General features: G+C 28.3%; 25 protein-coding genes. 16 read left to right on the top strand and 9 right to left on the bottom strand.

All coding sequences use genetic code 11. From position 1 onward, the window contains the following. Positions 1 to 59 precede the first annotated feature (59 nt). The 7 genes from nadC to folE all read left to right on the top strand — a co-directional run bounded on the left by nadC (position 60) and on the right by folE (position 5,517). Positions 60 to 917 carry a carboxylating nicotinate-nucleotide diphosphorylase gene (gene nadC / locus ABY863_RS06830; RefSeq protein WP_372793515.1) on the top strand — a complete coding sequence of 286 codons (858 nt, stop codon included), beginning with the start codon at positions 60 to 62 and terminating at the stop codon, positions 915 to 917. Beyond that, entirely contained in the window at positions 917 to 1,846 is a 930-nt protein-coding gene (locus tag ABY863_RS06825; protein ID WP_372793514.1) for a YihY/virulence factor BrkB family protein, read from the top strand. The genes nadC and ABY863_RS06825 overlap by 1 nt, the downstream gene beginning before the upstream one ends. Before the next feature lie 16 nt (positions 1,847 to 1,862). Next, on the top strand, positions 1,863 to 2,606 hold the full coding sequence (kdsB, locus tag ABY863_RS06820; protein ID WP_372793513.1) for a 3-deoxy-manno-octulosonate cytidylyltransferase: 744 nt from the start codon (positions 1,863 to 1,865) through the stop codon (positions 2,604 to 2,606). A gap of 96 nt (positions 2,607 to 2,702) precedes the next feature. Then, positions 2,703 to 2,852 (top strand): DUF4126 family protein, encoded by a 150-nt coding sequence (locus tag ABY863_RS06815; protein ID WP_372793512.1) that lies wholly within the window; start codon positions 2,703 to 2,705, stop codon positions 2,850 to 2,852. A gap of 36 nt (positions 2,853 to 2,888) precedes the next feature. Further along, positions 2,889 to 3,365: a hypothetical protein gene (locus ABY863_RS06810; RefSeq protein WP_372793511.1), complete on the top strand. Its 477-nt coding sequence runs from the start codon at positions 2,889 to 2,891 to the stop codon at positions 3,363 to 3,365. A 43-nt stretch (positions 3,366 to 3,408) separates the two neighbouring features. After that, positions 3,409 to 4,779 carry a histidine--tRNA ligase gene (hisS, locus tag ABY863_RS06805; RefSeq protein ID WP_372793510.1) on the top strand — a complete coding sequence of 457 codons (1,371 nt, stop codon included), beginning with the start codon at positions 3,409 to 3,411 and terminating at the stop codon, positions 4,777 to 4,779. A gap of 42 nt (positions 4,780 to 4,821) precedes the next feature. Continuing rightward, entirely contained in the window at positions 4,822 to 5,517 is a 696-nt protein-coding gene (gene folE / locus ABY863_RS06800; protein WP_372793509.1) for a GTP cyclohydrolase I FolE, read from the top strand. A 67-nt stretch (positions 5,518 to 5,584) separates the two neighbouring features. On the opposite strand, the gene ABY863_RS06795 is transcribed toward folE, so the two are convergent. Further along, positions 5,585 to 5,944 (bottom strand): DUF6249 domain-containing protein, encoded by a 360-nt coding sequence (locus ABY863_RS06795; RefSeq protein WP_372793508.1) that lies wholly within the window; start codon positions 5,942 to 5,944, stop codon positions 5,585 to 5,587. A gap of 135 nt (positions 5,945 to 6,079) precedes the next feature. Here ABY863_RS06795 and ABY863_RS06790 point away from each other — a divergent pair, with 135 nt between their 5' ends. Both ABY863_RS06790 and ABY863_RS06785 read left to right on the top strand, forming a co-directional pair. After that, positions 6,080 to 6,655, top strand: coding sequence for an RNA polymerase sigma factor (locus ABY863_RS06790; protein ID WP_372793507.1), 576 nt, complete (start codon positions 6,080 to 6,082; stop codon positions 6,653 to 6,655). Beyond that, positions 6,652 to 7,086: a hypothetical protein gene (locus ABY863_RS06785; protein ID WP_372793506.1), complete on the top strand. Its 435-nt coding sequence runs from the start codon at positions 6,652 to 6,654 to the stop codon at positions 7,084 to 7,086. Before ABY863_RS06790 ends, ABY863_RS06785 begins: the two co-directional genes overlap by 4 nt. A 14-nt stretch (positions 7,087 to 7,100) precedes the next feature. Here ABY863_RS06785 and ABY863_RS06780 read toward each other — a convergent pair whose 3' ends face one another. The 3 genes from ABY863_RS06780 to ABY863_RS06770 are packed head-to-tail and all read right to left on the bottom strand — an operon-like array spanning position 7,101 to position 8,466. After that, positions 7,101 to 7,496, bottom strand: coding sequence for a DUF2752 domain-containing protein (locus tag ABY863_RS06780; protein WP_372793505.1), 396 nt, complete (start codon positions 7,494 to 7,496; stop codon positions 7,101 to 7,103). A gap of 8 nt (positions 7,497 to 7,504) precedes the next feature. Continuing rightward, positions 7,505 to 7,780, bottom strand: coding sequence for a CD225/dispanin family protein (locus ABY863_RS06775; protein ID WP_372793504.1), 276 nt, complete (start codon positions 7,778 to 7,780; stop codon positions 7,505 to 7,507). Positions 7,781 to 7,833: 53 nt separating this feature from the next. Continuing rightward, positions 7,834 to 8,466: a hypothetical protein gene (locus ABY863_RS06770; protein WP_372793503.1), complete on the bottom strand. Its 633-nt coding sequence runs from the start codon at positions 8,464 to 8,466 to the stop codon at positions 7,834 to 7,836. A 152-nt stretch (positions 8,467 to 8,618) separates the two neighbouring features. Here ABY863_RS06770 and ABY863_RS06765 point away from each other — a divergent pair, with 152 nt between their 5' ends. Next, the gene (locus ABY863_RS06765) at positions 8,619 to 9,182 is read left to right on the top strand and encodes a DNA mismatch repair protein MutS (RefSeq protein WP_372793502.1); all 564 of its coding nucleotides are present in this window, start codon (positions 8,619 to 8,621) and stop codon (positions 9,180 to 9,182) included. Here the strand turns inward: ABY863_RS06765 and ABY863_RS06760 are convergent. Beyond that, positions 9,172 to 9,657, bottom strand: a complete 486-nt coding sequence (locus tag ABY863_RS06760; protein ID WP_372793501.1) for a hypothetical protein — start codon at positions 9,655 to 9,657, stop codon at positions 9,172 to 9,174. The genes ABY863_RS06765 and ABY863_RS06760 overlap by 11 nt on opposite strands. An 86-nt stretch (positions 9,658 to 9,743) precedes the next feature. Between ABY863_RS06760 and ABY863_RS06755 the strand changes: the two genes are divergently transcribed. The 3 genes from ABY863_RS06755 to ABY863_RS06745 all read left to right on the top strand — a co-directional run bounded on the left by ABY863_RS06755 (position 9,744) and on the right by ABY863_RS06745 (position 11,791). Continuing rightward, on the top strand, positions 9,744 to 10,880 hold the full coding sequence (locus ABY863_RS06755) for a cysteine desulfurase family protein (protein ID WP_372793500.1): 1,137 nt from the start codon (positions 9,744 to 9,746) through the stop codon (positions 10,878 to 10,880). Between the two features lie 264 nt (positions 10,881 to 11,144). Continuing rightward, on the top strand, positions 11,145 to 11,288 hold the full coding sequence (locus ABY863_RS06750) for a hypothetical protein (RefSeq protein ID WP_372793499.1): 144 nt from the start codon (positions 11,145 to 11,147) through the stop codon (positions 11,286 to 11,288). A 152-nt stretch (positions 11,289 to 11,440) separates the two neighbouring features. Then, positions 11,441 to 11,791, top strand: a complete 351-nt coding sequence (locus ABY863_RS06745) for a hypothetical protein (RefSeq protein WP_372793498.1) — start codon at positions 11,441 to 11,443, stop codon at positions 11,789 to 11,791. Here ABY863_RS06745 and murB read toward each other — a convergent pair. Together murB and ABY863_RS06735 are read right to left on the bottom strand one after the other, a co-directional pair. Then, a complete protein-coding gene (gene murB / locus ABY863_RS06740; RefSeq protein ID WP_372793497.1) occupies positions 11,788 to 12,789 on the bottom strand; it encodes a UDP-N-acetylmuramate dehydrogenase in 1,002 nt (333 codons plus the stop codon). The two genes, ABY863_RS06745 and murB, sit on opposite strands and share 4 nt — an antisense overlap. Next, on the bottom strand, positions 12,790 to 13,983 hold the full coding sequence (locus ABY863_RS06735) for a pyridoxal phosphate-dependent aminotransferase (protein ID WP_372793496.1): 1,194 nt from the start codon (positions 13,981 to 13,983) through the stop codon (positions 12,790 to 12,792). A gap of 156 nt (positions 13,984 to 14,139) precedes the next feature. Between ABY863_RS06735 and ABY863_RS06730 the strand changes: the two genes are divergently transcribed. Then, on the top strand, positions 14,140 to 15,486 hold the full coding sequence (locus tag ABY863_RS06730; protein WP_372793495.1) for a PDZ domain-containing protein: 1,347 nt from the start codon (positions 14,140 to 14,142) through the stop codon (positions 15,484 to 15,486). A gap of 55 nt (positions 15,487 to 15,541) precedes the next feature. On the opposite strand, the gene ABY863_RS06725 is transcribed toward ABY863_RS06730, so the two are convergent. Next, positions 15,542 to 15,991 (bottom strand): DUF1573 domain-containing protein, encoded by a 450-nt coding sequence (locus ABY863_RS06725; RefSeq protein ID WP_372793494.1) that lies wholly within the window; start codon positions 15,989 to 15,991, stop codon positions 15,542 to 15,544. A 112-nt stretch (positions 15,992 to 16,103) separates the two neighbouring features. On the opposite strand from ABY863_RS06725, the gene ABY863_RS06720 reads away from it, so the two are divergent. Next, complete coding sequence (locus tag ABY863_RS06720) at positions 16,104 to 18,731, top strand: valine--tRNA ligase (protein ID WP_372793493.1); 2,628 nt, start codon at positions 16,104 to 16,106, stop codon at positions 18,729 to 18,731. A 10-nt stretch (positions 18,732 to 18,741) separates the two neighbouring features. Further along, the gene (locus ABY863_RS06715) at positions 18,742 to 19,911 is read left to right on the top strand and encodes an NlpC/P60 family protein (RefSeq protein ID WP_372793492.1); all 1,170 of its coding nucleotides are present in this window, start codon (positions 18,742 to 18,744) and stop codon (positions 19,909 to 19,911) included. A gap of 110 nt (positions 19,912 to 20,021) precedes the next feature. Here the strand turns inward: ABY863_RS06715 and mgrA are convergent, their stop codons facing one another. Further along, a complete protein-coding gene (mgrA, locus tag ABY863_RS06710) occupies positions 20,022 to 21,017 on the bottom strand; it encodes an L-glyceraldehyde 3-phosphate reductase (protein WP_372793491.1) in 996 nt (331 codons plus the stop codon). Positions 21,018 to 21,252 lie beyond the last annotated feature (235 nt).

Raw genomic sequence — 21,252 nt, 5'->3', positions numbered from 1 at the left:
AAAACAAAGATGAATTTTTGAAAATAAAAAAGTTATTTTTGTGTTAAAATCGGCGTAAAATGATTAGCAAAAAGCAATTTGAGAAAGAATTAAATATTATAATTTCTAATGCAGTTAGAGAAGATGTTGGAGGTGGAGATTATAGTTCATTAGCTTGTATTCCTGAAAGTGCACAAGGGAAAGCTAAATTATTAGTTAAGGAAGATGGTATAATTGCGGGTGTAGAATTTGCCAAGAGAATTTTTGAATATGTTGATATTAATTTACAAGTTGAAGCATTAATTAATGACGGTAATGAAGTGAAATATGGCGATATTGTTTTTTATGTTTCCGGGAGTTCTTTATCCATTTTAAAAGCGGAACGATTGGTATTAAATGCTATGCAGCGAATGAGTGCAATAGCTACCAAAACTAAAAAGTTTGCCAACCTATTAGAAGGTACAAAAACCAAAATTTTAGATACTAGGAAAACAACACCAGGTATTAGAGCTATTGAAAAATGGGCGGTTAAAATTGGAGGAGGAGAAAACCATAGATTTGCTTTATATGATATGATTATGTTGAAAGATAATCATATAGATTTTGCAGGAGGTATTACTCAGGCGATTACTAAAACCAAGCGATATTTAGAAGATAATCAATTAGATTTAAAAATAATTGTTGAAGCAAGAAGCCTCAAAGAAATTAAGGAAATTTTAAAATCTGAGGGCGTTCATAGAATTTTAATAGATAATTTTAATTATGATGATACTCGTAAAGCAGTAGCATTAATTGGTGATAAATGCCAAACAGAATCTTCAGGCGGTATTACTTTAGAAACAGCTAGAAAATATGCTGAATGTGGTGTAGATTATATTTCATCGGGAGCTTTAACTCATTCTGTTTATAATATGGATTTAAGCTTAAAAGCTATTTAATGAGTAAACAAATTGAAGAAAATATTGATAAAATCCCAGTTGTAAACTGGATCATACGCTTAGCTAAAAGAATTAAAATCCCAGGTTTATTAGGCATGTCTTTGTATGATGTTATTGAAATGTATTTTATTGGAATTGTAAAAGGAGCTTTAACCTCGCGTGCAGGTGGAATAGCCTTTAGTTTCTTTATGGCATTATTTCCTTTTATTTTATTTATTTTAACCTTAATTCCGTACGTTCCAATTGAAGGATTTCAGGAGAATTTCTTAGTAATGATTGAGCAATTATTACCTCCAAATACCGCTGAAACAGTTCATGATGTTATTGAAGATATTGCAAATAACAGATATAGCGGTTTACTTTCATTTGGTTTTATTGCATCTATTTTTCTAATGACTAATGGTGTTAATGCTATTTTAGGTGGATTTGAATATTCATACCATGTAACAGAAATGCGAAATATATTGAAGCAATATTTTATATCTATGGGAATGGCAATATTACTGTCTTTTATATTAGTTTTTACCGTAGCAATTGTTCTTTACTTTGAAATAGGAATTAATGATTTAAAAGCAAAAGGTTGGCTAGAAGATGATGTTTTTTGGATTGAAAAAGGGCAATTTTTATTTTTTGTTTTACTCATATTTATTTCAGTTTCATTTTTGTATAAATATGGAACAAAAGAGGTGAAACACATTTCTTTTTTTACGCCAGGTTCCATTTTAACAACTGTTTTAACCATACTAATGTTTAAACTTTTTGCAATTTATGTATTAAAATTTGCAACCTACAATAAGTTATATGGTTCTATAGGAACATTGTTAGTTTTAATGTTATTTGTTTGGATAAATTCCATCATTTTATTATTAGGTTTTGAGTTGAATGCAAGTATAAATTATCTTAAGAAAACACGTTTAAAAAAATCATAGTTTAAGAAATAATAGTATGAAAGTAATTGCAATGATTCCTGCTCGTTTTGAAGCAAGTAGATTTCCAGGGAAATTAATGAAGGATTTAGCTGGGAAAACAGTGATATTAAGAACGTATGAAGCAACAAAAAACTCTAATTTATTTGATGAAGTATATGTTATAACTGATAGTGACCTAATTTATAACGAAATTATTTCAAATGGAGGTAAAGCAATAAAGAGTAAAAAAGAACATGAATCAGGAAGTGATAGAATTGCTGAAGCTGTTGAAAATTTAGAGGTTGATATTGTTGTAAATGTGCAAGGCGATGAGCCTTTTACACAAACAGTACCATTAAAAAATTTGTTAAACGTTTTTAAATCGGATGTTAATAAACAAATAGATATTGCTTCTTTAATGTTAAAAATGGAAGATGATGAAGAAATTAATAATCCGAATAATGTAAAAGTAGTAACTGACGAAAATAATTTTGCCATGTATTTTTCACGTTCACCAATTCCTTACCCAAGAGAAAAATCTACAGCAATTTATTATAAGCATATTGGAATTTATGCTTTTAGAAAAGATGCCTTACTAAAATTTACTAAATTGCCTATGAATAGGTTAGAAGCCACTGAAAAACTAGAAAATTTACGATTTTTAGCAAATGGGATGACCGTTAAAATGGTAGAAACAAATCAAATTGCCATTGGAATTGATACACCTGAAGATTTAGAAAAAGCCAATGCTATTTTTAAAAAAAAAATAGTTAAAAAATGAGGATTTCTCCTGAAACAATTTTTAGTATTTTAGTTGGAATAGGGCTAGCTGCATCCGTTGGTTTTAGAATTTTTATTCCTTATATTTGCTTTAAGTTTGGCTTCTTCCACCACCACCGCAGGAATTGCAAATCCATTAATTTCAACAGTTGAGACTAGAACTTCAATAATAATGGCAGTTTTTGCTATTTTTTTACCTATTATAGCAATAATTTTAATACTAATTTATATTTTGGATTCTATTTAAAGTTTTCAAATTTTTTAAACCAACAAAATCAAAGAAATGAGTTACATTAATAAACAACCAAAAGATTTCATAAAATCATTGCAAATCATTCATTTTGTATTGTTAATGGTTATTATTGTATTCGCAGCGTATGTTTCAATACAATTAAATGAAAAATTAACTTTTTCTTATTCTAATGATAAAGCTTTTCTTTATTTAGCTATAACAATATCATTTGTAGGAAATTTAATGAGTAAAAGCTTGTTTATGAAACTGATTAAAAAAATTCCTGAAGATGCTGATTTACTTCAAAAAGCTTCAAAATATAGCACTGCACATATTTTTAGATTGGCAATGTTAGAATTTCCAGCATTAATGTGTATTATTTTTGTGATGCAATCTAACAATAGCTTTTATTTTATTCTTGTAGGAATATTATTAATAATGATGTTAGCTATTTTGCCTACCAAAAGCAAATTTGTAAGTGAAGTACCATTAACATCTAAGGAAAAATCAATACTAGAAAAGCTTTAATTAGTTTTTTAAATTTCGGATATTTGCAAACTAATTAATAAAAATGGCACAAAAACCAAGTATACCAAAAGGAACTCGTGATTTTTCACCTACTGAAGTAACAAAACGAAGCTATATATTTTCAACCATAAAACAAGTGTTTGAAATATATGGATTTCAACCCATTGAAACACCTAGTTTTGAAAATTCAGAAACTTTAATGGGTAAATATGGAGAAGAAGGTGATCGACTTATCTTTAAAATATTGAATTCAGGAGATTATTTAAATAAAGTTGATGACACTTTGCTAGCTTCAAAAGATAGTTTAAGAATTACTTCAAAAATTTCTGAGAAAGCATTGCGTTATGATTTAACTGTGCCTTTTGCACGTTATGTGGTACAACACCAAAATGAAATTGAATTTCCTTTTAAAAGGTATCAAATGCAGCCAGTTTGGCGAGCAGACAGACCTCAAAAAGGACGTTTTAGAGAATTTTTTCAATGTGACGCAGATGTTGTAGGAAGTAAAGGTTTGTGGCAAGAAGTTGAGTTTGTTCAATTATACGATGCTGTTTTTAGTAAGTTAAAATTAACAGGAACGACTATAAAACTTAACAACAGAAAAATATTAGCTGGTATTGCAGAAATTATTGGTGCTAAAGATAAATTGATAGATTTTACAGTGGCGTTAGATAAGCTAGATAAAATTGGAGCTGATGGTGTAATTAAAGAAATGCTTTCAAAGGGAATTTCAGAGGAAGCTATTGGAAAAGTACAACCATTATTTAATTTTAATGGAAGTAATCAGGAAAAATTAGTTCAGCTTCAAGAATTATTAACAGCTTCAGAAGAAGGAACTCAAGGTGTTAAAGATTTAAAATTTGTTGTAGATTCTATTGAAGCATTAGGTTTACAATCAGCTAAATTAGATTTGGATGTAACTTTAGCCCGTGGTTTAAACTATTATACTGGAGCCATTTATGAAGTTTCAGCACCAGAAGGTGTTTATATGGGATCTATTGGTGGTGGCGGTAGATATGATGATTTAACGGGAGTATTTGGGTTAAAAGATGTGAGTGGTGTTGGTATTTCATTTGGTTTAGATCGTATTTATTTGGTATTAGAAGAATTAAATTTATTTAATGAAGTTGAATTGCCAAAACCAAAAGTGTTATTTATAAATTTTGGAGAAACGGAAGCAGCTTATTGTATGAAAGCTTTAGTTGAATTGCGCAAAAACAATATAAAATCTGAATTGTATCCAGAAAATGCAAAAATGAAAAAACAACTAAATTATGCTAATAAGCGTGAAATTCCTTATGTGATAATTGTTGGTTTAGATGAAATTAAAAATAATAATTATACATTGAAAAATATGCAAACAGGTGATCAGCATTTATGTAATTTAGAAGAATTACTTAGAATCACAGCATAACTTTGAAACAAAGTTGTAAATTTGCAAGCTAAATTAGTGAAAATGTTTGAAGGTAAAAACGGAATGAAAAACACAATAGATGAAATAGGAGATGATCACGTAGCATCATCTGCTAAAACACCTTTAAGAGCTGATGCTTTTGATATTTCTGATGAAGAAAAAAGAAATCGTATTGAAGCAAGCATTAGAGATATTCTAGAAACATTGGGAATGGATTTAGAAGATGATAGTATAAAAGGAACGCCAAGAAGAGTTGCAAAAGCATACGTGAATGAAATCTTCAGCGGTTTAAATCCTACAAATAAGCCGAAATTATCAACGTTCGATAATAATTATAAATATGGTGAAATGTTGGTAGAAAAAAACATTACAGTTTATTCTACCTGTGAACATCATTTATTGCCAATTGTAGGTAGAGCGCATGTTGCTTATATTTCAAATGGTAATGTAATTGGACTTTCTAAAATGAACAGAATTGTAGATTATTTTGCAAAACGACCACAAGTTCAAGAGCGTTTAACAATGCAAGTTGTGCAAGCTTTACAAGAAGCAATGGGTACTGATGATGTTGCTTGTGTTATTGATGCTAAACATTTATGTGTAAATTCCAGAGGAGTTCGGGATATTGTAAGTAGTACTGTAACTTCAGAATTTGGAGGGAAATTTAAAGACAAAGAAGTTCGTAGAGAATTTTTGGATTATATTAAAATGGATACGAATTTTGAAGAAATTCAATAATTATTTAATTTAAAACATAAAAAAAAGCACCTTTAAGGTGCTTTTTTTTATGTTAAAACTTCAAAAGTTATTCTTTATCAATTAATTTTTTTGATAAAGTAAATCCAGTAAATAATCCAAGTCCAGCCATTAGAAAGATAGAGCCAGTGTATGCTATATCATGTTCAATTACAGTATAAGTTTCTAAAAGAGCACCCGTAAAAACACCAATACCAATACCAATAAGCAATACAGCTATATTTAGAATTAAAATTCTCCAAATAGGTACAGGTGATTTTTTTTGAGCAGCCTTAGCGCTAAAAAAGATACTGGCATCAGCTCCTTTTTCAATTAATGCTAAACGCTCTTTGTTTCTTGTGGAATAGTGTAAATAAAATATTCCAAAAATGATGATAAATAGTGATACAAATACAAATGCTACTTCCATAATATATAATTTAAGTTTTTTATGTGTTTCATTTGGTATGACGATTATTATTCTCATTCGGTTACAAAAAAGAGTATTTAAATTTAATTGTATTAAATTGTAACCACTTTAGTTTAATTGTCGTCCTATATCTAAATGAACACCGAACCCGACGAGTACTATATAGAACAAACGTTAAATGGTAACGTAAATGCTTTTGCTTTTTTAGTTGAGAAGTATAAACACATGGTGTATACACTTACTATAAGAATTGTTAAAAATAAAGAAGAAGCGGAGGAAGTTTCACAAGATTCATTTGTAAAAGCTTTTAAAAATTTAGATAAATTTAAAGGTGAATCAAAATTTTCAACTTGGATTTATAAGATTGCGTATTATGCTAGTTTAGATGTTTTAAAGAAAAATAAAAGATTTGTTAATTCTGAAAATATTGATGATTTTAATGAAGGTGATTTAGAAAATATGCAAGATGCTTTAGAATATTTGCATGAAAATGAAAGAAAAAAAGTAATTAATGATGCACTTTTAAGATTAAATGAAGATGAGCGTATTATTTTAACATTGTATTATTTTGAAGAATTACCAGTAAAGGAAATTTCAAAAGTTGTAAATTTATCAGAAGATAATATCAAAACAAAGTTATTTAGATCTCGAAAAAAATTAACAACAATTTTAAAACATGTTATTGAACCAAGAACCATAGATTTAAGATGAAACCAATTAAAAACATAGAAGAAATTACAAAATATATAATTAAGGAAGCGCAAATTGAATCGCCTTCTGAAGATTTTCTGAATAAAGTAATGAATTCTGTAAAATTAGAAAGTAAACTTTCTTTATCAAAAGTATATCAGCCTTTAATATCAAAATCAGCTTGGTTATTGATAATTATGGTCTTTTTTGCTTTTAGTATTTTTATGTTGGCAGGAAATTCTGAAAATTCATACTTATTATCAAAACTAAATGTATCATTTTTTAATAAAATCACTTCAATTAAAGTTTTTGAAAATATTTCTTCAATAAATATCTTTAAAAATATTCATTTTTCAAGCACATTTACATACAGTTTTGTATTCTTTTCTATTTTAGTTATGTTGCAATTGTTGGTTATTAAAAACTATTTCAACAAACAAAATAACATATGAATTTAATTGTTTTTTTAATTAGGAGCTAAAATAGTAAATGGATAATATGGAATATTTCGTAAAACCCAATAAATAATAATGATAACTAAAATTATTATTGGTGTTTTAGGATGATAGATATAGTTGTAAATACTCTTTTTAAAATAGAGGTTTAAGCCAGTAATCATTCCATGATATCCTAAAATTAATATTCCAAAAAAATACAAGACGTTTTGTTGAAGAACCCCAATTAAGTTAAATTGTAACAATTGATGTGTTGCACGTTGACTTCCACAACCAGGACAATAAATACCTGTGGTTAAATATAAAGGGCATTTAGGGAAAAAATTAACATCACTTGGATTTACAAAAAAATATAGGATTGCTACACTTATTCCAAGTAAAAGAAATCCTATAGTTTTTAAGTTCATAAGTTAAATTAATAGTCATTACCTAAACCCATTATAGCAACTCCTCCTATTGCAAAAATAACAATAGCATATAAAAGAATAATAGCAATCCCTGAAAAGAATCCCCATTTCATCCATTTTTTTGCATTTTCAGAAGCTTCCTGTGCTCCATGATAATCTCCAGAAGAAAATTTAGAATTTACTTGACTTGCAAATACAATACCTACTATTCCAAAAGGTAAACAGCAAAAAATAGTTACTAAAATAGATTCAACAAGGTAGTTTTTTGGTTGATTTTGATCCATCATTTTTCTTTTAAATTATAATAAAAATTGTTACAAACGAATGTACAAAAATATTATATTGAATTTTTAATAGAATTAAATATAAAATGAATTTCACCAGCTATTTGCTTATTTGTTTCCAAATATTTTTCAGATTGGAGCAGCGTATTGTCATACATCTTAGGATCGTTAAACGGTAAATGAAAACGTTCAATAGCATTAGGAATAAAAGGGCAGTTTTCATCAGCACTAGAGCAAGTTGTGATAGCTATAAATGGTTTTTTATGATGTTCACTATCATATAATTTAGAAAATCCAATTATTGGATTTATGCAATTTTTATAACTAATTGAATACACTGGGTTTTCATGAGAAAATTCTAATATTTGAAAGTCAAAACCAACTTCTTGTAATGTTTTAACGGTATTTCTATAGAAAGAAGTAGCCATTGTACCTCCTGAAAAACTATAGATTTCAGAAAATTTAAAATAATAAGAAGCATAACTACTCCAAACTTGTGCTAATTGGCTTCTTCTGCTATTGTGAGTGCAAATATAATTGAGGTTAACACGTTTATTTTGTTCTAGCTCATTTGTAATAAATAATGCAATAGATTGAAGTAATTTCATCCTATTTTCATCAATTTTTAAATTGGTAAGCGCGTCTTTAAAAAATTGTTCAGTGTTTATTGAAATAGTTTGTTCCATCATTTTCTTTTTCTACAAAAATATTGTTTTAACTTTGCCTAAATATTTTTGTAAAATTAATTAAAAGTTAAGAAATTAACTAAATTAAATTTTTCAAATAAAAAGTAGTTCTAAAAAATAGTAATTTTCAAAGTTAAAATAATCTGATATAAATGGAATTTAAAGTAGGGGATAAAGTTGCAGTACTTGATGATGTAATTAAAGGTAAAGTTATTGAGGTTTATACGCATAAAATTGTAATTGAATCTGAAGATGGATTTTCTTTTGAATTTTTGCCTAAAGAGTTGGTGGTTATTGGGCAAAGTCAAAGAGAACTTTCTAAATTCAGTGATATTTCTAATGAAGGTTTGTTAGAAAAAATTAATTACACAACTAAGAAAAAGAATGCACCTAAATTTAAAACAGCTAATTTAAATGATAAACTTCCACCTATGGAAGTAGATTTGCATATTCATCATTTAACGGCTTCAACTAAAGGAATGGATAATTATGATATGTTAAATTTACAAATGAATGAAGCAAAACATAAATTAGAATTCGCGATTAAAAACAGAATTCCAAAAATTGTTTTTATTCATGGAGTTGGGCAAGGTGTTTTAAAATCAGAGCTAGAATTTTTGTTTAAGAATTACCAAGTTAAATCCTATGAGGCTTCATTTCAAAAGTATGGATTAGGAGCCACAGAAGTTTATATTTATCAGAATACTAAAGGTTAACAGTAAGTATCCCAAAATCAAAACTTTCAAAGAAAATACGCTCATTAACATCATTAAATAATAAATCTGAAATTGTGATTGTATATGTGTAACCTGTTATAACTTCATTTGTTAAAATCTCAGCAGTTGTTATATTAATTGTGCCACTGTCAGCTATTAATTCTTTCAAAACTCTTGGAGTTGAGGGTGGAATGGACTGACAGAAATAATTTGAATCAATTCCATCTTCTAAAATTCTATAAGTTACACTTGAAGTTGTAGAGATTGCAACAGTTTTATCACCTATAGTTGTTCCTATATTTGTAGGTGTTAAAGTTAAAATTATAACTTCAGTACTAGTACTATTTTTCTTGTAAATAACATATTCTCCACAACTTTTAACATCAGAAGTAAATTCAAAAGATGGCACATCAAAATCACCATCATTACAAGAGCATAATGAAATTGTTAAAAAAAGTAAAATTATTTTTTTCATTTATATAAAATTTTCAAGACAAAAATAAGGGTTTTAAGTAATTCAACGCTAAATGAAACCAACTATTTTAATTACTTTTGCTTTTGATGAAAAATATATATTTAGACAACGCTGCAACAACACCTATTTTGCCAGAAGTAATTGATGTAATTACGAATGCAATGGTCAATTTTTATGGAAATCCATCTTCAACTCATCAAATTGGAAGAAAGTCAAAATCTTTGGTTGAAACAGCTCGAAAAAATATAGCAAAACAATTTAATGCAGTTTCAAATGAAATTATTTTCACTGCAGGAGCAAGTGAAGCGGATAATTTAATTTTAAGAAATGCAGTTACAAATTTGGGAGTAACTACCATTATTTCATCAAAAATTGAGCATCATGCAATTTTACATACGATAGATAATCTTGTTAAAGAATTTAATATTCAAGTTAGTTGGGTAGATTTAGATGAAAGAGGAGGTGTAAATTACACACATTTAGAAGAATTACTTAAACAATCTGACGAAAAAAAATTAGTAAGTTTAATGTATGTTAATAACGAAATTGGGAATGTATTAGATTTAAAAAAAGTTTCAAATTTATGTATTGCAAATAATGCTTTATTTCATTCTGATGCTGTGCAAGGAATTGGGCATTTTAAAATTGACATTAAAGAAACCCCTATAGATTTTTTTGTCTCTAGTGCACATAAATTTCACGGACCAAAAGGTGTAGGGTTTGCGTATATTAAAAAAGGATTTGGTGTAAATCCAATTTTACACGGAGGAGAACAAGAGCGAGGAGCCAGAGCAGGAACTGAAAATATTCATAGTATTTTAGGAATGGAAAAAGCGTTGGAAATTGCATGTGCTAATCTAAAAGAAGAATCTAATGACATTCAAAAAGTAAAAAGTTATTTTATTTCTGAGTTAAAAAATAATTTTGAAGGAATAGAATTCAACGGGTATGCTGAAAGTGAAACAAAAAGTAGTTATATTATTTTAAACGTTCGATTTTCAAAAGAATATCCAATGTTGATTTTTAATTTGGATTTAAAAGGAATAGCAGTATCAGGTGGGAGTGCTTGCCAAAGTGGCAGTAATAAAGGTTCACATGTTTTAAATGCCATATTAGATGAAAAAGAAGCTATTAAAACTTCTATTCGATTTTCCTTTAGTAAATTTAATACACTTGAGGAAATAGATTATGTAATAAAATCATTAAAAGAAATTATTAAGTAATAATAAATTATCAACTCAATTTAATAAAAAATCTAGCTTAAAAAATGTTGGAGAAAGTTGGGAAATTTCTGGTGTTGAAGGAACTGTTTCAATAGTTTCTAACGGAAATTTAAGGGGTTTTTCTTTAAAAGAATTATTAATAACTTATAAATCTAACTTATTAGGGAAAAATAATTATGCAAATTTTAGAGATAATTTTCCCTTGTTAATTAAGTTTATTGACGCAAACAAGATTTATCTGTTCAAGTTTACCCAAATGATGAATTGTCAAAAACACGCCACAAATCGATTGGGAAAAAGGAAATGTGGTATGTTATGCAGGTTGAAGAAAATGCAAGATTGATATTAGGTTTTAAGGAAATTATAACTACAAAAAAATATGTATCTCTTTTAGAAGAAAAAAAATAGTATCTGTTTTAAATGAAGTTATAGTGAAAACTGGTGATGCCTTTTTTATTGAAACAGGAATAATTCATTCCATTGAGGCAGGTATTATATTAGCAGAAATCCAACAAACATCAGATATTACTTATTGAATTTACGATTTTGATAGAGTTGATGTGGAAGGTAATAAAAGGGAATTACATACAGAATTGGCTGTAGGTGCATTAAATTTTATTGATAAAATTGATGCAGAAATAAACTATAGTAAAGAGGTTAATATTTTAAATATAGTTGTTTCTTGCCCATATTTTAAAACTAATTTTATTCCAGTAGTAAATAAAACAGTACTTGATTATTCGCAAATAGATTCATTTGTAATTTTTATGTGTGTTGAAGTAAGTGCAGAAATTTCTATTTTTGATAATTCAGAAATTATTAAAACTGGTGAAACAATATTAATTCCTGCAATTGCAAATACAGTGATAATAATTTCAGAAAATTGTAAATTGTTAGAAGTAACAGTTTAAATTATATTAACTTCAATAGCTAAATCAATATTAAATGTGTCTTTTATTTTTTGCTGAATATTTTTAGCTAAGCTGTATATTTCTTGCCCAGTTGCGTTGTTATAATTTACTAAAACTAATGCTTGTTTTGTATGAACACCAGCATCACCAAAGCGTTTTCCTTTAAAGCCACATTGCTCAATTAACCAACCAGCAGGTATTTTTATTTCATTTTCTGAAACTATATAATGTGGAATTTCTGGATATTTTTTTTGTAAGATTTTAAAAGAATTGTGGTTGATTACCGGATTTTTAAAAAAACTTCCGCTATTTCCAATTTCTTGAGGGTCAGGTAGTTTGCTTTGTCTAATTGCAACTACAGCATCTGAAATATCTTTAATTGTAGGATTCTCTTTATTTTCTAATAAAGAGCTTATTGCTCCATATGAAATATTGATTTTGTGATGTTTTTTTGTAAGTTTAAAAGTAACATTTATAATAATGTATTTATCTTTTAATTCCTTTTTAAAAACTGAATTCCGATATCCAAAATCACAATCTTCAAGTTTAAATATTTTGATTTTTCCAGTTTCAATCTCAAGAGCTTCCAATTGATGAAACGTATCTTTTATTTCAACTCCATACGCACCAATATTTTGAATGGGTGATGTACCAACATTTCCAGGGATTAATGATAAGTTTTCTAAACCACCATAGTTTTGAGAAATACACCAAACTACAAATTCATGCCAATTTTCACCAGCTTCAGCAGTTACAAAAACAACTTCATTCTCTGTATCATTTACAATAATACCTTTTAGATTTAAGTGAAGTACTAATTTCTCAATATCAGTAGTTAATAGCATATTGCTACCGCCACCTAAAAGAAAAACATCCTTCTCAAGAGTGATAATTTCTTTTAATTCTTTTAATGAATTTATGGATACAAAACGTTTGGCATTTGTTGAAATACCAAACGTATTGTATTTTTTTAAAGGTATGTTTTGTTGGATTTTCAATTAATTTTTATTGTATTTTAAAATAGCAGCTTTTAATATTTTAACAGAAGTAATTAAATCCTCTTTTTTCAAAACGTAAGCAATTCTTATTTGTTTTGTTCCAAACCCTTTTGTTGAATAGAAACCTGCTGCAGGAGCAACCATAACTGTTTGATTGTTTAAATTAAAATCTTCTAACAGCCATTGTGCAAATTTATCGGCATTGTCAACAGGAAGCTCAACTACACAGTAAAATGCGCCTTTTGGAGATGCCACTTTTATACCATCAATTTTACTTAATTCTGAGATTAAAAGATCTCTTCTGGCCTTGTATTCAATGATAACTTCATCAAAATATGATTGTGGAGTTTCTAAAGCAGCTTCACTTGCAATTTGTGCAAATGTTGGTGGACTTAAACGAGCTTGAGCAAATTTTAATGCAGTACTTATAACTTCTTTGTTTTTTGAAACCAAACAACCAATACGTGCGCCACACATACTGTAACGTTTGGATACAGAGTCAATTATAATAGCATTATTTTCTAAACCAAAATCACTTAAAACAGATTGATGTTGCACATTATCATATACAAATTCTCTATAAACCTCATCAGCAATTAAAAATAAATCATGTTTTTTTACAATAGTTGCTAATTTTTGAATTTCTTCTTTTGAATATAGATATCCAGTAGGGTTTCCAGGATTACAAATTAAAATTGCTTTTGTTTTTGATGAAATTAATTTCTCAAATTCTTCAATAGGAGGTAAGGCAAAATTTTCTTCAATTTTAGATATTACAGGAACAATAGTAACACCTGAAGCTGTTGAAAATCCATTATAATTTGCGTAAAACGGTTCAGGAATAATAATTTCATCACCAGGATCACAAACACTTCCCATTGCAAATAACAACGCTTCAGACCCACCGGTTGTAATTATAATCTCATCAGCATTAACATTTATATTGTGTTTTATATAATAATTTGCTAGTTTTTGACGGTATTCTTCTGATCCTTCTGATCGGCTATAAGCTAACACTTTAATAGTGTTATTTTTTATAGCTTCAAGAGCTATATCTGGTGTTTTTATATCTGGCTGACCAATATTTAAATGAAAAACTTCAATTCCCCTTTTTTTAGCATTTTCGGCATAAGGAACCAGTTTTCTAATTGGTGATTCAGGCATATTTTTACCTTTAATAGATATTGTAGGCATATTTTTTATTTTTGAAAAATTATACTACAAAATTGCGAAATTTAATTTAAAGTTCTTAACTTTTGATGTGATTTGTTATAGGTTAAAGTTTTCATAAAAGTTGTGTTATAATAAGCCTTTTTTGTAGTTTACCACTAAAATTAAAATTTAATATTGTTGAAAATTGGTTTTACATATATATATATTATTATAGCACTACTTTTTTGTTCAAAAGTTAGTGTTGCACAAAGCAATTTTAGACTCATTAATAATGCTACAAAACAAACTGTTTCTTTTAAATTAATTAATAATTTAGTTATTTTTCCTATTGAAGTAAATGGTAAGGAATTAAATTTCATACTAGATTCAGGAGTTGGAACCACAATCTTATTTAACATAAATAATAAAGATTCGGTACAACTTAATAATGTAGAAAAAATTAAATTACAAGGTTTAGGGAAAGAAGATGCAATTGATGCTATATTATCTAAAGGTAATATTTTTGGAATTAAGAATATTAGAAGTACAAATCAAGATTTATATGTAGTTTTTGATGATAGTTTTGATTTATCTTCCAAACTTGGAATTACTATCCATGGAATTATAGGTTATAAAATATTGAAAGATTTTGTTGTTAAAATAAACTATGGCAGTAAAAAATTAACTTTTTATAATACAGAGACTTTTAGTTATAAGAACTTTAGAAAATGCGAAACATTTGATATAGAATTTTATAAATTAAAACCTTATATAAATGTTGGGATAAAATTGGATTCTTTTACTAATAAAATAACACCTGTTAAGTTATTGATTGATTCTGGAGGAAGTGATGCTATGTGGTTATTTGAAAGTAGTCACCCAGATATATTACCACCTAAAAAGTTTTTTATTGATTTTTTGGGTGAAGGATTAAGTGGATCAATTTATGGGAAAAGGTCAATAATTAAAGGATTAGTTTTAGGGAAATTTGAATTAAAATATCCTACGGTTTCTTTCCCAGATTCATTATCTATTGCAAATGCTCTTAAGTTTGAAGAACGAAATGGGAGTTTAGGAGCAAATATTCTAAAACGTTTTATTGTGACGTTTGATTATAAAAAAAATAAAATTACTTTAAAAAAAGGAAGTTCATTTAATGAGCCTTTTAGATATAATATGAGTGGAATTGAATTAGTTTATAATGGAAAATTATTGATAAAAGAACCCGACTTCACTAGTTTCTCTTTATCAAGTGATAAAGAGAGCACTCAGCAAAATAGAATTGCATTAGATTATAATTATAAATATAGTTTTAGGCCCACCTATAAAATTTTTAAAGTAACAAAAAATTCTCCAGCATATCATGCTGGATTACAAGCAAATGATATTGTTATTAAAATTGATGGACATTATACCTATAATTTAAAACTAGAAGAAATTGTTGAAAAATTTTATCAAAAAGAAAATAAAAAAATAAGTTTAGTTATTGAGAGGAATGGACAAGATTATGAATATCAATTTCGTTTAAAAAACTTGTTAAAATAATAAAGGCTTTCAAATTTGAAAGCCTTTATTATTTTATTTATAAGGTTTAGTTTTCTTAATCTGCAGACATTGTTGGTCTTACTTTTTCTACTGCAGATTCAGGTTTAATAACAATTCCTTTAATTCTTAATTGTTTTGCAGATTCAGTAGCATTAGAATTTACTGTTATAGTTTTTGAAAATCCTCCTGGTCTGTTTGTAGCATATTTTACTTCAATCTCACCTGTTGCGCCTGGCATAATTGGTTCAGTTGGTTTTTTAGGAACCGTACAACCACAGCTAGATTTAATATTACTGATAATCAAAGGTGATTTTCCAACGTTTTTAAATTTAAAAACACGGACACCATCGGCATTTAAGTCTATTTTTCCGTAATCAATAACTTCAGTTTCAAATTCAAATGCAGGTGCATTAGGGTCTTGAACTGGTTCAGCAACTGTTTTTTCTTGAGCGTTTATTGAAAATGTTAAAAGCCCAATAAATAATAATGTTATTATTTTTTTCATAATTTTAAAGTTTTAAGATGTAAAGTTAGTATTTTTTTTAAGTTTTCAAAATATTTTGTGTTATCTCTTATAATTGTACATTTGCAAACTATATTACAAAAATTAGACCACAATGAGTTTAGCAGCAAAATACAACCCTCAGGATATTGAGAAAAAATGGTATGATTACTGGATGGAAAACAATTATTTTCATTCAGTCCCTAATGAAAAAGAACCTTACACAATTGTAATTCCTCCTCCAAACGTAACAGGTGTTTTGCATATGGGGCATATGCTTAACAATACAATACAAGATGTATTGATAAGAAGAGCTAGATTAAAAGGTTTTAACGCTTGTTGGGTACCAGGTACAGACCATGCATCTATAGCAACAGAAGCTAAAGTTGTTGCTAAATTGAAGGAAGAAGGGATTAATAAATCAGATTTAACACGTGATGAGTTTTTAAAACACGCTTGGGAATGGACTGATAAACATGGTGGAATAATTCTTGAGCAGCTAAAAAAATTGGGAGCTTCATGTGATTGGGAACGAACAAAGTTTACAATGGATCCAGATTTAAGTGAAGCTGTAACTAAAGTTTTTGTTGATTTGTATCATAAAGGATTAATTTATCGTGGTTATAGAATGGTAAATTGGGATCCTTCAGCAAAAACAACTTTATCTGATGAAGAAGTTATATTTGAAGAAAAACAAGGGAATTTATACTATTTAAATTATAAAATTGAAGATTCTAATGATGTTTTAACAATTGCAACTACGCGTCCTGAAACTATTTTTGGAGACACAGCAATTTGTATCAATCCAAATGATGAGCGTTTTAAACATTTAAAAGGGAAAAAGGCTATTGTACCAGTTTGTAATAGAGTAATTCCAATAATTGAAGATGAATATGTAGATGTTGAGTTTGGGACAGGTTGTTTAAAAGTAACTCCTGCACACGATCCAAATGATAAAGTACTTGGAGAAAAACATAATTTAGAAGTTATAGATATTTTTAATGATGATGCTTCTTTAAATTCTTTCGGATTGCATTATGAAGGAAAAGATCGTTTTGTAGTTCGAAAAGAAATAACCAAAGAATTGGAAGAGTTAGGTTGTTTAGTGAAAGTTGAACCATATATGCATAAGGTAGGTACTTCAGAAAGAACAAAAGAAGTTATTGAACCGAAGATTTCTGCACAATGGTTTTTGAAAATGGAAACGATTGTTGAACCAGCCTTAAAAGCGGTTTTGGAAGATGAAGAAATTCATTTTTTTCCAAAACATTATAACAGCACATACCGTCATTGGTTAGAGAATATTAGAGATTGGAATATTTCTCGTCAGCTTTGGTGGGGACATCAAATTCCAGCATATTTTTATGGTGATGGTGTGAACGATTTTGTAATTGCTTCAACAATTGAAGAAGCTGCTAAATTGGCTTCAGAAAAATTAGGAAAAGAAGTAACATCAACTGATTTAACTCAAGATCCAGATGCATTAGATACTTGGTTTTCTTCTTGGTTATGGCCAATCTCAGTTTTTGACGGAATTAGAAATCCAGATAATAAAGAAATAGAATATTATTATCCAACAAACGATTTAGTTACTGGACCTGATATTATTTTCTTTTGGGTGGCTCGTATGATTTTTGCAGGTTACGAATTTAGAAATGAAAAACCATTTACCAATGTATATTTCACAGGAATTGTACGTGACGGTAAAGGTAGAAAGATGTCAAAATCATTAGGAAACTCTCCTGATCCAATTGAATTAATCGAGAAATATGGAGCAGATGGTGTTCGTGTTGGAATGTTATTGTGTTCTGCTGCGGGTAACGATTTGTTGTTTGATGAAGAATTATGTGCTCAAGGACGTAATTTTTCAAATAAAATTTGGAATTCTTTTCGTTTAATTAAAGGATGGGAAATTGATGAAACACTTGAACAACCACAATCTTCAAAAGTTGCAATTGAATGGTATCAAGCTAAATTTCAACAAACATTACAAGATTTAGATAAATCTTTTGAGCAATACCGTATTAGTGAAGCTTTAATGAGTATTTATAAACTGGTTTGGGACGATTTTTCTTCTTGGTTTTTAGAAATGGTGAAACCAGGGTATCAACAACCAATTGATGCTAAAACTTATCATTCAGTAATTTGTTTTTTAGAAGATAATTTAAAAGTACTTCATCCATATATGCCTTTTATTTCTGAAGAAATTTGGCAAGAGATTACAAATAGAACTCCGGAAGAGGCACTAATAATTGCTGAATATCCTAAAACGTCTATTGTAAATGAATCATTAATAAATGATTTTAAGTTTACTTCGGAAGTTATTTCAAATATTAGAAGTATTAGAAAAGACAAAAATATAGCATTTAAAAACACTATTGAATTATCAGTTTTAAATAGTGAAAATTCAAATAAAGATTTAGATGCTGTAATAGAAAAATTAGGAAATTTATCATCTTTAAAATATGTAAATGAAAAGGTTGAAGGTGCTTTAAGTTTTAGAGTAAAATCTAACGAGTATTTTATTCCTATGACTTCAGATATTAATGTTGAAGAAGAAAAAGCAAAATTAGAAGAAGAGCTTAAATATACATTAGGTTTCTTAAAATCTGTTCAAAATAAACTAAGTAATGAACGCTTTGTAAATAACGCTCCTGAGAATGTTCTTAAGATAGAGCGTCAAAAAGAAGCTGATGCTTTGGCGAAAATTGAAACTATAAAAGCTAGTTTGTTTAATCTTTAAATTTGAAATAATGAAGTCATTGAAATATTTACTATTTATTGTTCTATTTTATTCCTGTGAAACTGATGAAAATTCAATTCAGTCGTTTGAAAACTTGAACAATAGCATAAAAATTAAATATGCACCAGATAAAAGAGTTGCTATTTATAATGTTTCATTAGAGGAAAAAGGTGATGTTTTAGTATTAAAAGGTGAAACCGACAATGCTGCTGCTATTGAAGAATTAAGGAAGGTTATAGCAACTAAAGGTTCTAAGTTTGAAGACAAGGTTACAGTTTTACCAGATGCAGCTGTAGGTGATGAAAAGTATGCTATAGCAAATAATTCCGTATGTAACTTAAGAGGTAATGCTAAGCATTCAGCTGAATTAGCTACTCAAGTTGTTTTAGGAACGAAATTAAAGGTTTTGAAAAAAGAAGGTTCATTTACTTTAGTGCAAACACCAGAAAAATACATAGCTTGGGTTGATAATGGAGGTATTCAGTTGGTAAATAAGAAAAAATTAGAAGAATGGTTAGATTCTGGACTCGTTATTTATTCCAAAACGACAGGAAATTTATATCAAGACAAAGATTTTACAATTATATTAGCTGATATTGTTCTTGGTGGAAAAGTTAAATTGAAGGAGGAATTAACTAACAGTTATAAAATTCAATTACCTGATGGAAGAATTGGATTTGTGAAAAAAGTTGAAGCACAGATATATTCAAGTTGGCTAGAGAATTTGAATCCTTCACAGGAGGGCATTGAGAATTATGCGAAAAGCTTATTAGGCTCTCCTTATTTATGGGGAGGAACTTCTTCAAAAGCTGTGGATTGTAGTGGATTTGTAAAAACCGTATATTTAATGAATGGTTTTGTAACGCCAAGAGACGCTTCTCAGCAAATTTTTGCTGGAAAAATAGTTGATGAAAACTTAAAATTTGAAGGTTTAGAAAAAGGAGATTTACTTTTTTTTGGTTCAAAAGCAACTGAAATTAAAAAGCAACGAGTTACTCATGTTGGTATTTGGTTAGGTAATGGTAAAAAAGAATTCATTCACTCATCAGGTAGAGTTAAATTAAATTCTGTTGATTCGTCTTCAAATATTTATGATGAAGGAAATGTAAATCGTTATTTAGGTAGTAGGAGATATTTGGGTGTTGAGGATTCTTTAATTATTGATTTAAAAAAACTATAAAAGCTAGTTTGGCTAGCTTGTAAAAAATGGTACACTAGCTATGGCTGGCGAATGTACTTTAGAAAGGGGACACTTATTTATAAGCGTCCCTTTTTGTTTTTAAAGATATTTTACTTTAAAATATGCTCTATTTTTTGTAATTCTTCTTCAGAAAAAGTAGTATTATCAATAGCCTTTAAACTATCTAAAATTTGAGATGTTTTACTTGCTCCAATTAATACAGATGTAATTCTTTGATCTTTTAAAATCCAAGAAATTGCCATTTGAGCCAAGCTTTGATTTCTGTTTTTAGCAATTTCATTTAATTGCTTAATTTTTGAAAGCATGCTACTTATTTGAGTAGTGTTTATAAAACGACCATCTTTAACTGCTCTTGAATCTTCAGGGAAACCATTTAAATATCTGCTGGTAAGCATGCCCTGAGCTAAAGGAGAAAAGGCAATAGATCCAATGCCTTCAGTCTCAAGAGTATCCAATAAACTATTTTCAACCCAGCGGTCAAACATATTGTATTTTGGCTGATGAATTAAGCAAGGGGTTCCAAGATTATTTAAAATTTTAGAAGCTTTAGCAGTCTCTTCAGCATTATAATTTGAAATTCCAACATACAATGCTTTCCCTTGACGAACCATTAAATCTAACGTTCCCATAGTTTCTTCTAAAGGTGTTTCAGAATCTGGACGATGATGGTAAAAAATATCTACATAATCTAAGCCCATACGCTTTAAACTTTGGTCTAAACTTGCTGTCAAGTATTTTTTAGAACCAAAATCTCCATAAGGTCCTGGCCACATTCCGTAACCCGCTTTTGAAGAAATAATTAATTCATCTCTATAACTTTTGAATTCTTTTTTTAATATTTTTCCTAACGTTGATTCGGCTGATCCAGCTGGTATTCCGTAATTATTAGCTAAATCAAAATGTGTAATTCCATTATCAAAAGCACATTTTAATAAATCTCTTGAATTATCAAAATCATCGTTAAAACCAAAATTGTGCCATAAACCTAAAGATAATTCAGGTAATTGCAGCCCGCTTTTTCCAGTACGTCTGTACTTCATTTTTTCATATCTAGTAGTTTCTGCGGTATATTTTTCTTTACTCATATTAGGATTCTTTTAAGGCTTTATTTAAATTTATAACTTGATTTTAATTTAAAGTGTGTTTAATTAATTTGTTCTCCATTGGTTAAATTTTTCATAGAAGCTTGGAGTAAAACAATTTTATTTTGATTATTTTCAATTCCAAGAATTAAACACTCACTAAGAAAATTAGCGATTTGTTTTTTTTGAAAGTTAATAATAGCTACTATTTGTTTATTTAATAATTCTTCTATAGAAT

The organism is Lutibacter sp., assembly GCF_041562875.1.
In the GTDB taxonomy this organism is placed as follows: Bacteria; Bacteroidota; Bacteroidia; order Flavobacteriales; family Flavobacteriaceae; genus Lutibacter.
The sequence above is the reverse complement of the archived record's forward strand: the minus strand, read 5'-3'. Positions and strand labels throughout refer to the sequence as shown.